We start from the raw sequence: 15,214 nt of genomic DNA on the forward strand, positions 1-15,214 counted from the left end.
TTTATCCAAAATTACCGTTCGTCTTGTTTCAGTTCAAGCTGTAGCTCACCCGTCGTCTCGCGACCCAACATGAAGCCCTGCCCCTTCAAGAGCATGACGGCCTGAACATTGGCTGGTTGCACGGTTGCAATAACCTTTTGAAGATCGAGTTCATCAAACGCAAACGACAACATATGACTCAACACTTCACTCATGACACCATGACGCTGAGCAGACGGCAATAGTTCAAACGTAATTGCTGCAGTTGTTCGATCCGCCACAAAAGAATCAAACCCAAATGTCCCTAAGAATTCACCCGTCCGTTTGTCACCAATGCCCCAAACCAAAGCATCATTATGCATAATCTTACTCATGACACGATTTACGTGGGCAGCCGTGTCCATAATGGTTGCATCAACGTCCCGATTAGTTAACTTTGCTACACTGGCATCATGACGTAATGCAAAAACCTCTTTCACTTTAAATGTGGTTAGCCAGTCTAACTCATAATGTTTGGTCATGATCGGATGGTACTTTTCAAAAATCATGGTTCGCCTTCTTTCTCATGACGCTATTATACAAATTTACGTTACCAAAGTCAGAATTAAGGGTTGCTTTACTTTTTTATTGCGGGGTCGCATGGTATAATTCTGCTAAGAAATGTGAGGGGAATCATCATGTTAGTCGCGTACAAAAAGTTTTGGCAACAATCATTTCATATTAAGGGTGTAGCGACCCGGGCCGAATTTTGGTGGGCTTTTCTAGTTAACCTCTTTTTTGAAATCCTGTTTCAGGCCATGCAATATCTGCGAGCCTTTGATTTCAACGACCATCCGTCGGCCCGTGTGGGAACTGGAAATCCTCACCTTACCCACTGGCTGTTTGCCGGTGGTGAGAACAGTGTATTCGCCAATACGTTTGTCATCCTTGCCATTATTTTCACGTTGGCAACGCTCATTCCTAAGTTCACGATTGCTGTTCGTCGCTCCCACGACTTTAACTGGTCAGCACACTGGATTATCGGCCTTTGGGTAACTCGCTTGCTATTATTCTTAGCCACTATGTATGAACTGATCTTGTTAGTCGTAAATTACGAAGGTGGCCATGTGAACGCTGCTATGATCAATTTTGAACGAGGATTTTTAGCACTACTGATTTTTTTCGCACTTGAACTCGTCGAATGGATATTATTAGCTAAGAAGTCCAAACGACCAAACCGCTTCTTAGTAGACCCAACGCCTACGACTAATCCCAACGATGATGGTGGCGACTCAAAGACGGTTAACAGTGAAAATGAAAGCACAACTATAACAAACGAAACAACAGGCAAATAAGCCCTTTGGTCCGCTGTTTGGCATGCCAACTTAAATTAACGGTATAAAAAGACCACAATTCTGAAACAAATCGGAATTGTGGTCTTTAAATTATTCAGCTTGTTTATTTACCCGCAGCGTCATCGCGTTAATCGCTACGATCACTGTACTTAGAGACATCAATACTGGCAAGTTTGTTAAACGTTTCAATTTGCTGAAAATTATCTAAGGCGAAGGCCCCAAAAAACGGTATGTTTTAGAAGTAACAACACCTAAATATGATAGTCACCGCTGACCGTTATGCTGGTAATAATAATCAACAAAACGGCTTCACAGTTAATAAAAAATCCCCTCACAGGTGACAGATGAACTATTCATAGCTCATCTATCACCCATGAGGGAATTATTGCCAGAATATGAGATTTATTTTTTATAGACTAGGTACTCAAGTAACTACATCTTCGTGAGAATTTAAATATCCCTAACTTCAAGCGCAGTGAGATGCCTTGTCTACCGGTATATCTACCTTATTTCATTTCGGCTGTCTTTAGTAAATCGTCACGGTGTCCCATCGTAGCGAGCTTGCTTAATGCTGCTGATGGCGTGTGGTCAAAAGCCTTTGAGCCATTCATTTCGGTACCCCAAACACCTGATGAAAATGGCGTCTTGTAATTACCCTTAGACATGTTTTTGATAGTAACCGTATATTTGCCATCGATTTCTTTAACAGTCGCCTTTAGGAACTTTGAAGTCTTTTCGTATTTCAGCTTACCGTCATTTGCTTTGACTGACTTCACAGTACTTGCGTCTGGGGCCGCAAACAATCCGATTTTATTCGTAATATTTATACTCTTACCATCTTTAAAGTCCGCCTTACTTAATTTGATTCCATCTGCTGACATTGGAGTAAAATACCACCCCTTTGATCCAGATGCGGCGTGCATAAAGGCAAAATGCAAGTATGTTGAGTCTCCTTTCAACATAGAGACCTTAAATGACACAGATTTACCAGGCAAGGTTGCTCCAACAACCTTCTTGTCCTTACTATTATAGCTTCCAACGATGGCACCAGACGTCTTGCTCATATCGTTTCTTTTCATTTCAAACGTCGTGGCATGTGTCGCATCAGCTTTGACATTTGTAGCACCGACAGTTGCTAAAGTCATTGGTAGCACTGCTAAAATTAGTCCCGTTGCAATCTTGTTTTTCATGATAAAAATATCTCCTTGCCTACTAATTATATTTAAATACTTCCTCGATTTAAAATTGAAGTGCAACACCTGCTCTAATAGACCAGTTCTTTATTCAGACTAGTCAAAAAGGCCATGAAGACCTATTCTTAATTCACCACAAACAAGAAAGAGGTATCTTCATGACCCGAATTAAGAATATCATATCTAATCAGTATCACCAACTCAATTTAGCTGAACGTGGTCGAATTGAATCCCTAAGGGACTTAGATTGGTCTATCCGCCGGATTGCCCAGGCCCTTCATCGTAATCCCAGCACGATTTCACGTGAATTAAAACGTGGGACAACGACACAGATTAACGCTAGTACTCATATCTTTGAACAGTCATATCTGGCAGAAACTGGTGAAGCAATTTATCGTAAGCACCGACTAAATAGCTGTTATCGTGGACTCTTTGATCATTGTCAAACCTTCTGTAATGCTTTGGTGACAGCTTTAAAAGCGCGTCCCAGGATGCATAGTGTGGATACTTTTGTCCACCAATTCAAGACTGATCACCCAAGGCTTGTCTGCCCCTCAACACCGACGGTGTACCGGTATATTGATGACCAGCGTTTAGCTATCCGCAATTCAGACCTACCAGCTAAACTACGTCGCCGGATTAAATGCCCCGGGGCAAAGCATCATCGAATCAATAAGAAAAATCTGGGCCATTCAATCGAAGAGCGTCCCGCCATGGTTCAAGCGCGTCAAGAGCTTGGACACTGGGAAGGTGACTTGGTCAAAGGCAAACGGGTTGAATCTGAGCCAGCATTAATGACTTTGACTGAACGTGTTAGTCGCTTAGAGATCATCGTTAAACTTCCCAATTATCATGCCGACACTTGCTTGAAAGCCCTCCAGAATACCTTATATGACTATGGAACCGAGCACTTTAAAACCATTACTTTTGATAATGGTGCTGAGTTCTCAAGCTTGAGTCAAGTCAAGGGAACTGACATCTACTTTGCCCATCCTTATTCACCATGGGAACGTGGAACCAATGAGAACACTAACGGCCTTTTGCGCGAGTTCTTCCCGAAGGGCAGATCCTTGGCTTCGGCCTCACTCATTGACATTCAGCTGGCTCAAGATACCTTAAACAACCGGCTACGGCGGTCATTGAACTATCGTTGCCCAGCCGATCTAATGCCTGAACTAGCTTAGCAACTAGACCACTTCTAAGAATAGATTCTTAGTGTTGCACTTGATTTGACAATTGAGGTATTTAAATACTTTCAAAGCTACTGATAGAAATACAATAGTGTTCTCTACCTTCTAACCAGATTATCTTTTTTCGAAAATTAGAAATATTTTATTGCCAATTATTTAATCCCCCCTTGAGTACATATGAGTATTCGCAGCGGCTAAGTCTTACAAACGCAATCACCAATTTGATGAGACGTTCACGACCTAGGGGCTCATTAAGACCCATAGCATCCCTCCCAAGTGATATGGTAGATTGCAAATTTAATCCGAATTTTTGGACAAATTGGTCAGCATAACCTGATACGGTGTTTTCCAGTCAAGTATTTTAAGCGGTCTCTGGTTAATTTGGAGTAACGTCGTCGTTAAATCTTGAGCACTAATGTGCTCAAAACGAGTCCCCTTAGGATAAAAATAACGTAAATTCCGATTAAAGCGTTCATTACTACCACGTTCAGCTGGCGTATAAGCATGACAGTAATAGGTCTTAATACCATATTGTGATTCAAATGATACTAGCCCACTAAACTCAGTACCACGGTCCACAGTAAAACTGTGCACCGGTCCATTAAAAGTTGTTAGGAACTTAGTCAGTGCTTCATTAACACTCGCTGTCGTTCGGTCCTTTAACCGATATGCCCAAAGGAACCGTGATTTGCGATCGATTAAAGTTAATAAAACTGCCTTACTATGCCCACGAGGGCCAACGACGGTATCTAGTTCAAAATCACCGATGCGATTACGTTGATTAATCATCATGGGACGCTGTTCAATCGATCGCCCCAAAGATTGATTATATTTGGATCGTTGGTCAACGTTACGCCGTTGGCGTACGCCATGTTCAGGTAGATCATTCAAGGAGAAACCAATTCTCCCCTGATTTAGCCAATTATAAATAGATTTAGTCGCTAGTTTAAATTCGTGAGCAATCATTCCTGGTGACCAGCTTAGATGTAAATGGTTGAGAATTGTTTGCTTTAACTCATCGCTCAGCTTAGTTTTCCGACCACATCGTGATCGCTTGTATTCGGCATCTGTTTGTGCTAATTCAGCCTGATAAGGTTGACATCGAGATAATTCATAAGAAATTGTTGACGGTGATCGGTTCAGCCGAACGCCCATTTGGATATTGGACAGCCCTAGTTCACAAAAGGTTTCGATTTTAATTCGTTCGGAATAGGTTATACTAGACAAAAGATCAGCTCCTAAAAGATGGGTTTGTTGTAAACACCATTTTAAAGGAAGCTGATCTTTTTTGTCCGAACAGCGTTCGGATTAATTTTACAATCTACTATATAAGTATATTAATGAACCTGATTAATATTAAAGCCGCTAACATTTTTTGGCAAAGAAATGTACTCAATATTCACTTATTTGAACGAATTACACCGAGCCCAAGATTTAGAGAAATTGGTTACACAAGGAGAAAGTCATAATTCCATGAGGATGACAGAAAAAGAAGCATTTAGTCGTATAAAAAAGACCACAATTCTGAAGTAAATCGGAATTGTGGTCTTTAAATTATTCAGCTTGTTTATTTACCCGCAGCGTCATCGCGTTAATCGCTACGATCACTGTACTTAGGGACATCAACACTGCCCCGAGCATTGGGCTAAGGATAAAGCCCAACGGTGCCAAGACCCCTGCTGCTAATGGGATGGCCAAAATGTTATAACCAGCTCCCCACCAGAGGTTCTCTGTCATCTTACCCGTTGTCTTACGGGCTAAATTCAAGAATTCAACAACATCGTTAGGGTCGCTGCGAACCAACACAACGTCGGCCGAATCAATCGCCACATCTGTGCCCGAGCCAATCGCCACACCAATATCTGCCCGTGCCAAACTTGGCGCGTCGTTAACCCCATCACCAATCATCATGACGGAACCATCTTCCTGATACTGACGAACAATTTTCTCCTTATCCTCTGGCATGAGTTGCGCCCGCACTTCGTCGATACCCAATTGTTTGGCAACCACTTGAGCCGTTTGTTCGTTATCACCTGTTAACATAACGGGCACAATTTGTTGCCTTTTTAGCATACTGATCATACGTTTTGCAGCTGGTTTTATTTCATCCCCCTGCGCCACAAAACCAGTTAATCGATCATCTACAAGCAAATAGCTAACTGAGTTGCCTGAACTGGCTAGTTGATCAAACTGCTGGTGGTCGTAAGCTATTCCCTGCTGGTTCAAATATGTGGCCGAGACAATGGCCACCTTATGACCATCTGTGCGGCCCTGCACGCCAACACCAGTAATCTGAGCAATGTCAGTCACTTTGGCAGCCGTGACTTGATGGTGTTTAGCCGCGTTCAGAATACCAACCGCTAATGGATGACTAGACCCATTTTCCAGGCCAGCCAGCTGGGCCAATACTGCGTCATCGCTCACACCATCAATTAAACTGCCAACGGCATGCACCTCAAAGTTACCTTCAGTTAAGGTCCCCGTCTTATCCATCAAGGCGTACTTCAATGTTTTAACACGTTCCATTGCGTCGCGGTTACGGATCAACAAACCATTACGGGCAGCAATAGATGTGCTTCGGGCAACGACCAGCGGAATTGCTAAACCAAGCGCATGTGGGCAGGCAATCACGAGCACCGTCACTGCCACAGATAGTGCCAGCGCTAAATTGCCGATGAATAGCCATGTTACAAAGGCTACGACGGCGACCAGCAAAGCCGCGTAAAACAGCGTCCCGGCAACTTTGTCTGCCATGTTTTCTTGTTCTGACTTCGACTGTTGCGCATTGGCCACCAAATCCATAACTTGGGCTAAATAACCTGAATCGCCTGTGCCAGTAATCGTCATTTCAAACGTGCCATCACCGTTGACTGAGCCGCCAATAACTTTATCATCTGCCTTCTTCTCAATCCGTTTGGCTTCACCTGTCACCATGGCTTCGTTAACACTGGTGGTTCCATTTACCAATACACCGTCGGCCGGAATTTGTTCACCAGCTCTCACAGAAACGTGGTCACCCACAGCCAATTCGTTAACTTGAACATCCTGCGTCTGTCCATTGACGATCTTGTGTGCCGTGTTCGGTAACAGCTTGGCCAGTGAGTCAACCGCCGAACCGGCATTCATCACTGCGTTCATTTCAATCCAGTGACCTAGTAGCATGATGTCGATCAACGTTGCCAATTCCCAGAAGAAATTCATCACCATTGGCTTCACGTCGAACACGTTGTTGGCGATAGTTGCATAAATACTGTAAATGTACGCAACAGAAATACCCATGGCGATTAACGCCATCATCGCTGGTTTGCGTGTCTTCAACTCATCAACGGCACCGGAAAAGAATGGTGCCCCACCGTAGAAGAACAAAATGGTGCCGATTAACGCCACCACCCAGTCAGAACCTGGAAATGACAACTGGAACGGCAACCGTGCGCCCATCATTGGCGTTAATAAAATGATCGGAATCGTTAAAACTAAGGACACCCAAAACTTCCGTTTGAGATTACCCATGTGCATCATGCCATGCCCGGCCATCTGCATCTCATCGTGCTTCATCTCATGATCCATCGACATGTTGTTCATCATGTGCCTCCCTTGACGCTTTTAATTTTACGTTTACATTTGTAATCGATAGGTACAGTTTACAATCGTAAACGAAAATCGTCAAGTCATAAGTTTCGTGATTTCATGAAAAAAAGAACTGGCTGGCTACTACGCCAAACAGTTCCCTTTCGTCAAGACAAATATTTAATTAGGCTTCCTGCTTCATGGCATCGCAGCCGTCTGGCAAACAATCGCATGCTACCGTCTCCGGCGCCGTCTTCGCCTTTTCTGCCAATTGAGCTTGCAAATCAGCAATGTTTGCCTTGCTGAGCGTCAGATCATCAATCAAGTCAGCTAACGTTTGACCGACTTTCATTTGACACAGGTGGCCAAACAAAGCGCGCGTTGCACTGTCCATAGCATCTTGTTCAGCAACCAACGGCGTATAAATAAATGCGTTGCCGTCTTTTCTCGTTGTGAGCGCCTGTTTCTTAACCAAACGGCCCAGAAGCGTCTTAACTGTGGCTGACTTCGAGCCCATCTTGTCGGCTAAAATTTCGGTAATCTGGCGGCTGTTTGATTCACCTAACGTCCAGACAATCCGCATTACTTCCCATTCAGCATCACTAATTTCAAGTTTTACTGTGGCTTCCATGCTGAGAACCACCTTTCGTCATCGTTAACTAGTTTCAATGACTAAAGTTTACACTTGTAATCGTGTTTTTTCAACGATGTTGTATTGTCAGCACGTGCCAGGTTGATGGCACACTGTACCCAACGTTATTATAAATCAATTCATGATTGTTACGGAGCCCTGCAAACATAATTTTTCCGAGTCTAGAATACTGCCACTCATGCCGTTTCGTCGTCATGATTGCCGCTGAATTAGCCTTGCCGTTTTGGCAAACCCTCACACGCGTGGTTTCTGGATTCGTATGCTTCGTTTGGTTCCCACTTGTCTTATAAACGTACGCCTTGTCGTGACCGGCATGATCCAGTTTAACGGCTAATAGTAATGGACCATGACGCGTCTGTTTGCTGGCTTTGATCACTGTTTGTTGCCGAGTTGTCGAGCGATGCATTGCCCAGTGATGCGTATCATTGCCAACGATTGCGGTCACTGATCCGATCAACAACAACCCAAACACAATGGTGCCAACAGCCCGCCACGAATTTTTTCTGCCATAGACGAAACTGGCGAACAAGCCAATCACACCTAAAATAATGCCAAACAATATCATTTCTTCAACCTCTCCATTTCGTTTTAGCTACGCCTGTTCAGTCGCAATCGTGTGATCCGTAGACGCTGCGTTATCAGAGACTGACTCAGTCACCGATCGCTCCTGTGCTAACAACGCCAGACCAATACCAATCAAGCTCATCAGTGCAGTCAGCCAAAAAGCAACGTGATACCCGCTGAGCAATGCATCAAAGGCACCATGTTTGTACGCCAATGGATCCACGGTCAATAGATGCTTAGTTGGCATATTTACTTTCGTTACGTTTGCAAACACACTGACCAACACTGCTGTGGCAACAGCACTGGCAATTTGACGAGCGACATTATTATTAGCACTGGCATGTCCCATCAGGTTCATTGGGGCTGCCGCAAAGGCCAACGTCGACGCTGGCATTAATGACAATGAAATGCCAAAAGTCCGTACCGCGTATAAAACGATAATCGCAACGATTGATGTGTGCGTCGTGACAAACGCAAATGGAACTGTACCGATCGTTAAGATACTCATTCCAATGACTAAAAGACGTTTGGCCCCGTACTTATCAACAGCCATCCCCGCAATCGGGCTCATTAACGCAGTCACCAGCGCGCCTGCCAATAACGACAAACCTGAATCGATTGCCGAAAGACCACGGATAATCTGTAGGTACATCGGTAAAACAATTTCAAAACCGATCATTGCTGCCATAACGCCACAGCCAACCAACGTTCCCAATGTAAAATTGCGTGCTTTAAACGGCGTTAAGTTAAGCAACGGATCCATAATGTGCAATTGTCGATACCCAAAAAGGCCAATGACAACAACCCCAATAAGGATTGCAATAATGACATTACCACTCAGCCAGCCGTCGTTTCCGGCCGCTGAGAATCCGTACAACAAACTTCCAAAACCAATTGTTGATTCGACAACCGACAATATATCTAATGGTGTCCTGCGTTGCGGAATAACATTTTTAATCGTCCACAATGAGATCACTAGTACAATCATCGTAATTGGTAAGATAAGTCCGAAAATGTAGCGCCAGCTAAAGCTATCCACCATCCAACCAGAGAATGTCGGTCCAATCGCTGGTGCTAAACCAAAGACAATTCCCATCAATCCCATTGCGGCACCCTGTTTTTCAGGTGGAAAAATGGCAAACAACATTGTCATGGTTAACGGACTCGCAATTCCTGAACCAGCTGCCTGAATTAATCGACCCGCCAATAAGGCACCAAAAGATGGCGCTATGAAACTTAAAAAGGTTCCTATCAAAAATAACAATTGTGAAAAGATATAGAGCCATTTCACATTAAAACGATCCGTCAACCAGCCAGTGATTGGCACCATGATCCCCATAACCAACAAGAATCCTGTTGTTAGCCATTGAATGGTAGCTGTTGATACAGAGAAAGTACTCATTAACTTCGGTTGTGCGACCGCCATAACCGTCTGGTTCAGCATGTCACAGAAAGTTCCAATCAATAAGGTCAGGACAAACAGTGTACGTGAAAATGTCTGTCCATTAACTTCAATTCTGTTTTTCATCTCAAAATAACCTCTATTTTCAAAATATATAGTTAGAACTCTAACTGTTCGTTTAAAGGTTAGACATCTAACTAACGAAATAGAGTGTAATTGTTAGAGTTCTAACTGTCAATCAAAAAATTAGATTTCTGGCAAATTTTGATCTAATCGAGTTAATAATGCGATTACATCGACCATCTCCGCTTCCGTCAGTCCGTCAACAGTTTGTTCATTAATTTTTTGGGCCAGTGAATCATACTGTACCACCATCGCTTTACCAGCAGCAGTTAAGTACAGTTGCTTATTTCTGGCATTATCAGCTGGCACCCGACGTTCGATTAAACCACGCTTTTCTAAACCTTGTAACACGCTTGTGATACTGGCACTACGACGTTGCACAGCCGTGGCTAATTCTCGTTGAATGACACCATGATCTTGATGATCTGCAATATAGCCAATAACTCTACCCTGGACCGCGTTAATACCCAACTCACGCAAAGCCGTGTCGGCCATCATCCGCTGCTTAATGCCGATGCTGCGAACTAAATCACTAATTTTTCTTGCGTCCATGTTTAAAACTCTCCTCTACTTTGCATTCAAACAATCTTGAATATAGTATTTAACTGACGATTGCGGTTGTCAAAATTGAATGCCCTTCAGCTCACACTATGCTTTTCTACTTCACACAAACATAAACCTTCGGTAATATGAGTACCAATTATTACCAATTTAACTAGCTACTACGTATACAAGTGAAGTCGACTAGAAACATAGTTCCGTGAAAGCATGACTTAGTGGACGGTTTATGGCCACTTAGTCATGCAGGACGAGCTTTGAGACTTTGGGCTGTAAGGCTCAAAATCGAGGTTGAAGACTGTGCAAAACAGGCTGAGACCGGTCCCCATGGAACGGCGTTTCTAGTCGACGCAACGGCCACGCCACAAGCACGTTATTAGATTAGACTAGTAAATTAACTGATAATCACTAAGTATACATCGCCAGTACACAACTAAGCAGTTTATCTAGAAACGAATTACGTTCAGCCTTGTAAATCAGTATTAATAGTGAAAATAATTCACTTTAAATTGAAAAAGTTGAGTTTTATTTATTTAATAACATCCTTTATACTTGGCAACAAGTAAAAGAGAGGAAGCGACAGTTATGAGTGAATTATTTGCAGATCGTGCCGCCATTGGCACAGAAAGTCGTTTGGCACAGTTATTTGGTGGGCAGTTAGGTCCGGACGGGATTAAATTTTCCGCTGGCAATCCCAACCCTGACCTGTTTCCAACCGCACAAATGCAGAACGCTTTTAACACCGCCATCGATACTGCGGGTAACCACTTGTTTGAGTATCAGGAGGTCGCTGGCCCCGTTCACCTTCGTCAACAACTGGCCAATCGCGTTCACCAAACGGCCGGCATCAATGCTACGGCCGATAATGTATTGGTCACCCAAGGCGGCCAACAAGCAATTGATTTAGTAGCAAAGTTGCTACTCGATACCGGTGATGAAGTTGCTGTCGAAACACCTACTTATGTTGGTGCCCTTGCTTCGTTTGATCAATATGGTCCTACCTACTTAGACGTGCCGATGGAAGACGACGGCATGAACGTTGACGCACTCACCGCATTGTTAAAAACCCATCCCAATATCAAACTGGTTTACACAGTGCCAGATTTTCATAATCCCACCGGTGTGACGATGTCCGTTGCCAAACGGAAGCGGTTGGTCGAACTAGCCGAAGAGTATCACTTCTATATTCTTGAGGATACGCCATACCGTGATTTGCGGTACCACGGTCACTCATTGCCAGCTATTAAATCTTTTGACCGCCATGGTCGCGTTATTTTCATCAGTAGCTTCTCAAAGATCTTAATGCCAGGTTTGCGCACCGGTTGGGTGGTCGCGGATGAAATGGTCATCAATAAACTTCGTCAACTGAAAGAAACCAGTGATCTTGAATCACCAGCCATTATGTTGCATGCCGTGTCTGCTTTTTTGGATAACAACGATTTAAACCAACACGTGGCTAACATGCTGACTACTTATCGCAATCGCCTAGACACCATGCTAAACGCACTGACCGAATTCATGCCAGACACAGTTAAATTCACACGCCCTGATGGTGGTTTCTTCGTTTGGCTGACACTGCCAGAAAATGTCGACACACAAGCGTTATTACAGGACGTTGTGATGCCGCAAGCACATATCAGTTACGTCCCTGGTCAAGTCTTCTTCGCTCACCAAAACGTACACAATGGCCTACGCTTGAACTTTTCCGGTGTTGATGAACAACAAATCACTGCTGGCATTCAACGACTGGCAACCGCACTAACTGAAAATACTGTCAAAGTGCAGTAAGTTTTTCCGCCCCCTCTTCGATTCATTCAAAAACAGCGTCCAGATTATTTTGATAGTCTGAACGCTGTTTTTTTACATGATGTGCTTTCGTTGCGCTGACCGGCGACGCCATTTCCGTGAGGACCGGTCTCAACCCGCAAAAGCCGCGGTTTTCAACCTCGATTCTGAGCCATAGTTCGTCTCAGAAATCGTCCCACAATACTAAATGGCTAGACCCCTGCCATTAAGTATTGTCGACACCGAAACTCTGTCGCCGGTCTGCTCCACTACATAATCGTAATTACTTAAGATTTTCAATCTTCACGCATACAGTGATAACGTCATTACTACGAAAAATCGTGGCACTTGCCATACTCAAGCAACATTGCCAAATACTGCTGTCTGAACGTGGTGTTGTCTAGTTTAGTGGTGACGTGGTGACCACTGCTATGTGAGCGAGAGGGCGGCAACATTGACACCAAGCCGTGCAGGTGATGTTAATCTGAGTAAATTTGCTCAGATTTACATCACGGACGGACGTCAAGACTCGCGGGCTTCACGAGGCTCGACGGCGAGGTGAAAGACTTCGGTTTTTAGAAGGCTTGAACCGCGTGTCAATGTTGCCAACCGGTAGCGAAAGCTGTCACGGCACTCACAATCTACCGTTGCTCACGCGCCAAAGCCAACTGAACAATCTTTTTGATCAAGTCAACCGGCAGCGGTTTGTCTAGTGGCAGTTGAATAGCACCTTTGCTAGTATGAAAATCACTTAGCTCCGTTTGCATCAACGCAATCGGTTCCGCGCCAGGATACAAGCCGGTATGGTGCTTCATATTCGCAAAGTGAATAATGTTATGTTGATCATAAAACGTTGGCATGCCATAAGAGATTTTCTCTTGTGCATTAGGCAACTCTGCTTTCAACAATGCATATAATTCGTTCAATCGCGCCTGACGCTCTGCTGGCTGATTCGCGATATATTGTTCGATTACCGTCATTTTTCCTCGATTCCAGGCCTAAGCATTTACAATGTCCGCCTTCAAACCAGCCAACTGGCTTGCTGGCCGTTTCTTCCCACGACGAGCCCGCAATGCAGAAAGGATCGACACAGTGTCCACGACTTCCTGTAACAAGGCACCGATTAATGCGGGCACAACTCCAGTAGCTGCAATCAACATCAGGCCGACACAAACGAAGATCCCGATCAGCACGGATTCTTTGGCAATTCTCATGGTGTCAGCGGCAATGATACGGGCACTCACTACACGACTCAAATCATCCTTCACGATAACAGCATCAGCAGACTCGCTAGCCGCAGTTGACCCGTGAGCTCCCATCGCAATGCCAACATCAGCGGTTGCCAGCGATGGTGCATCGTTCACGCCATCCCCGACCATAATGACTGGTCGTAAGTTTTTCGGCACTTGTTTGAGCGCAGCAATCTTATCTGCTGGCAATAGCTCAGCATGAACGTTATCAACGCCAGCCTGCTTTGCAATGACCATGGCGCCTTGTCGTTGATCACCCGTCAACATCATAATGTGGTCCACACCCAAGCGGCGCAAGCAATTCATGGTTGCCGGCGTTTCGTCTCGCATGGTGTCCATAAACGTAATAGCGCCCAAATATTTACCATCGCGTGAGACATACACGGCCGTTTGCTGCTGTGGTGATAACTTTTCTTCGGTCACAAAGCTAAGTTTGCCGACCTTGATAAGATGACCATCAACCTGTGCGCTCACGCCGTTTGCTGTGGATTCCGCCACATCGCTAACGGGCACCAAATGTTGTGCACCAACATGTTCAACCAATGATCGTGCCAGAATGTGGCTCGAGCCCTGTTCTACACTAGCCGCTAACTGCAACAACTGATCATTTGTAGTTGCGCCTTCCGGTACCACTTGATCAACGCTTAGAACACCATTCGTGATCGTCCCAGTTTTATCAAACGAAATACTACGCGCATCAGCTAGTTTTTCAAGAGTTGTCCCAGTTTTAACGATGATCCCGTTGCGTGATGCCCGTGACATTCCAGAAATTAGCGCAGTCGGTGCTGCCAAGATCAATGGACATGGCGACGCAACCACTAACACTTGCGCAAAGCGAACTGGGTCTTTAGAAATGAACCAGGCAATTCCCGCAATCACATAAGCAATCAATGTAAATGGGACAGCATAGCGATCCGCCATGCGCACGAAATGTGCCGGCCGTGCTTCTGCCTCACGAACTAATTGAATAATCTTTTGGTATTGGCTATCAGCCGCCAGTTTGTCAACCTGAACCGTGACGGTTTGATCACCATTCACTGCACCAGACATCACTTCATCCCCGACACCCTTTTCAACTGGCCGTGCTTCACCGGTCAGGGAAGATTCGTCAAACGTGGACGTCCCAATAACGACATGTGCGTCAGCCCCAACCATTTCGCCGGGCTTGATTAGCAAGCGATCGCCAACCTTTAGTGAATCAACGTCGACATCAGTGATGGTGTCATCCGTCACGCGGTGCGCAACTTCGGGTGTTTTATCCAGTAATGCCTGCAACTCACTGTTCGCACGCCGTGATGCAAAATCTTCCAACGCATCGCCGCCAGTTAGCATAACTAAAACAACCAACGCGGCCCAGTACTCACCAACGGCAAGTGTGGCAACCACCGCAGTAATTGCAAGGAGGTCGACACCATATTTACCACTGCGTAGCGTTCGAATCATCCCCATCAACATTCCAAACGCCATTACCGCCCCTACAATTGTAATCAACCACTGAGCAGCAAGCGCTTGATGTGCGATAAATTGCAACACTAATGCAATGACGGCGACCGTAATGATCAAACTCAGTTTTTGCCGGTTTTTCATGGGTAGCCTCTCCTTCGTTGTGTGTTGTTT

13 protein-coding genes are annotated in these 15,214 nt (G+C 44.7%); 3 read left to right on the forward strand and 10 right to left on the reverse strand.

Annotation, left to right across the window (positions count from 1 at the left end):
• Positions 1-11 precede the first annotated feature (11 nt).
• A complete protein-coding gene (locus tag ABUE36_RS12055) occupies positions 12-527 on the reverse strand; it encodes a GNAT family N-acetyltransferase (RefSeq protein WP_421016802.1) in 516 nt (171 codons plus the stop codon).
• 129 nt (positions 528-656) lie between these two features.
• Between ABUE36_RS12055 and ABUE36_RS12060 the strand changes: the two genes are divergently transcribed.
• Positions 657-1,313 carry a DUF805 domain-containing protein gene (locus tag ABUE36_RS12060; protein WP_421016803.1) on the forward strand — a complete coding sequence of 219 codons (657 nt, stop codon included), beginning with the start codon at positions 657-659 and terminating at the stop codon, positions 1,311-1,313.
• Positions 1,314-1,819: 506 nt separating this feature from the next.
• Here ABUE36_RS12060 and ABUE36_RS12065 read toward each other — a convergent pair.
• The gene (locus ABUE36_RS12065) at positions 1,820-2,503 is read right to left on the reverse strand and encodes a hypothetical protein (RefSeq protein WP_161001835.1); all 684 of its coding nucleotides are present in this window, start codon (positions 2,501-2,503) and stop codon (positions 1,820-1,822) included.
• 161 nt (positions 2,504-2,664) lie between these two features.
• On the opposite strand from ABUE36_RS12065, the gene ABUE36_RS12070 reads away from it, so the two are divergent.
• Positions 2,665-3,690, forward strand: coding sequence for an IS30 family transposase (locus ABUE36_RS12070; protein WP_010619295.1), 1,026 nt, complete (start codon positions 2,665-2,667; stop codon positions 3,688-3,690).
• A gap of 303 nt (positions 3,691-3,993) precedes the next feature.
• Here ABUE36_RS12070 and ABUE36_RS12075 read toward each other — a convergent pair whose 3' ends face one another.
• The 6 genes from ABUE36_RS12075 to ABUE36_RS12100 form a co-directional block, all read right to left on the reverse strand.
• Positions 3,994-4,923: an IS30-like element ISLpl1 family transposase gene (locus tag ABUE36_RS12075; protein WP_096109805.1), complete on the reverse strand. Its 930-nt coding sequence runs from the start codon at positions 4,921-4,923 to the stop codon at positions 3,994-3,996.
• 327 nt (positions 4,924-5,250) lie between these two features.
• On the reverse strand, positions 5,251-7,278 hold the full coding sequence (locus tag ABUE36_RS12080; protein WP_161001842.1) for a heavy metal translocating P-type ATPase: 2,028 nt from the start codon (positions 7,276-7,278) through the stop codon (positions 5,251-5,253).
• A gap of 169 nt (positions 7,279-7,447) precedes the next feature.
• The gene (locus ABUE36_RS12085; RefSeq protein ID WP_421016804.1) at positions 7,448-7,894 is read right to left on the reverse strand and encodes a CopY/TcrY family copper transport repressor; all 447 of its coding nucleotides are present in this window, start codon (positions 7,892-7,894) and stop codon (positions 7,448-7,450) included.
• A gap of 70 nt (positions 7,895-7,964) precedes the next feature.
• Positions 7,965-8,480 carry a DUF4811 domain-containing protein gene (locus tag ABUE36_RS12090; RefSeq protein WP_161001833.1) on the reverse strand — a complete coding sequence of 172 codons (516 nt, stop codon included), beginning with the start codon at positions 8,478-8,480 and terminating at the stop codon, positions 7,965-7,967.
• Positions 8,481-8,507: 27 nt separating this feature from the next.
• On the reverse strand, positions 8,508-10,007 hold the full coding sequence (locus tag ABUE36_RS12095) for an MDR family MFS transporter (RefSeq protein ID WP_421016805.1): 1,500 nt from the start codon (positions 10,005-10,007) through the stop codon (positions 8,508-8,510).
• Positions 10,008-10,127: 120 nt separating this feature from the next.
• Positions 10,128-10,556, reverse strand: coding sequence for a MarR family winged helix-turn-helix transcriptional regulator (locus ABUE36_RS12100; protein ID WP_161001830.1), 429 nt, complete (start codon positions 10,554-10,556; stop codon positions 10,128-10,130).
• 591 nt (positions 10,557-11,147) lie between these two features.
• On the opposite strand from ABUE36_RS12100, the gene ABUE36_RS12105 reads away from it, so the two are divergent.
• Complete coding sequence (locus tag ABUE36_RS12105) at positions 11,148-12,350, forward strand: PLP-dependent aminotransferase family protein (protein ID WP_161001829.1); 1,203 nt, start codon at positions 11,148-11,150, stop codon at positions 12,348-12,350.
• Positions 12,351-12,988: 638 nt separating this feature from the next.
• On the opposite strand, the gene ABUE36_RS12110 is transcribed toward ABUE36_RS12105, so the two are convergent.
• Positions 12,989-13,327 (reverse strand): iron chaperone, encoded by a 339-nt coding sequence (locus ABUE36_RS12110; protein WP_161001828.1) that lies wholly within the window; start codon positions 13,325-13,327, stop codon positions 12,989-12,991.
• Between the two features lie 18 nt (positions 13,328-13,345).
• Positions 13,346-15,184, reverse strand: coding sequence for a heavy metal translocating P-type ATPase (locus ABUE36_RS12115; RefSeq protein ID WP_421016806.1), 1,839 nt, complete (start codon positions 15,182-15,184; stop codon positions 13,346-13,348).
• Positions 15,185-15,214: the final 30 nt, after the last annotated feature.

The organism is Furfurilactobacillus cerevisiae, from assembly GCF_048961765.1.
Classification (GTDB): Bacteria; Bacillota; Bacilli; order Lactobacillales; family Lactobacillaceae; genus Furfurilactobacillus; species Furfurilactobacillus milii_A.

What these genes read in the sequence shown, in the direction of transcription:
- ABUE36_RS12055 (WP_421016802.1), bottom strand. Translation starts at nt 527, where the DNA reads ATGATTTTTGAAAAGTACCATCCGATCATGACCAAACATTATGAGTTA.
- ABUE36_RS12060 (WP_421016803.1), top strand. Translation starts at nt 657, where the DNA reads ATGTTAGTCGCGTACAAAAAGTTTTGGCAACAATCATTTCATATTAAG.
- ABUE36_RS12065 (WP_161001835.1), bottom strand. Translation starts at nt 2,503, where the DNA reads ATGAAAAACAAGATTGCAACGGGACTAATTTTAGCAGTGCTACCAATG.
- ABUE36_RS12070 (WP_010619295.1), top strand. Translation starts at nt 2,665, where the DNA reads ATGACCCGAATTAAGAATATCATATCTAATCAGTATCACCAACTCAAT.
- ABUE36_RS12080 (WP_161001842.1), bottom strand. Translation starts at nt 7,278, where the DNA reads ATGAACAACATGTCGATGGATCATGAGATGAAGCACGATGAGATGCAG.
- ABUE36_RS12085 (WP_421016804.1), bottom strand. Translation starts at nt 7,894, where the DNA reads ATGGAAGCCACAGTAAAACTTGAAATTAGTGATGCTGAATGGGAAGTA.
- ABUE36_RS12090 (WP_161001833.1), bottom strand. Translation starts at nt 8,480, where the DNA reads ATGATATTGTTTGGCATTATTTTAGGTGTGATTGGCTTGTTCGCCAGT.
- ABUE36_RS12095 (WP_421016805.1), bottom strand. Translation starts at nt 10,007, where the DNA reads ATGAAAAACAGAATTGAAGTTAATGGACAGACATTTTCACGTACACTG.
- ABUE36_RS12100 (WP_161001830.1), bottom strand. Translation starts at nt 10,556, where the DNA reads ATGGACGCAAGAAAAATTAGTGATTTAGTTCGCAGCATCGGCATTAAG.
- ABUE36_RS12105 (WP_161001829.1), top strand. Translation starts at nt 11,148, where the DNA reads ATGAGTGAATTATTTGCAGATCGTGCCGCCATTGGCACAGAAAGTCGT.
- ABUE36_RS12110 (WP_161001828.1), bottom strand. Translation starts at nt 13,327, where the DNA reads ATGACGGTAATCGAACAATATATCGCGAATCAGCCAGCAGAGCGTCAG.
- ABUE36_RS12115 (WP_421016806.1), bottom strand. Translation starts at nt 15,184, where the DNA reads ATGAAAAACCGGCAAAAACTGAGTTTGATCATTACGGTCGCCGTCATT.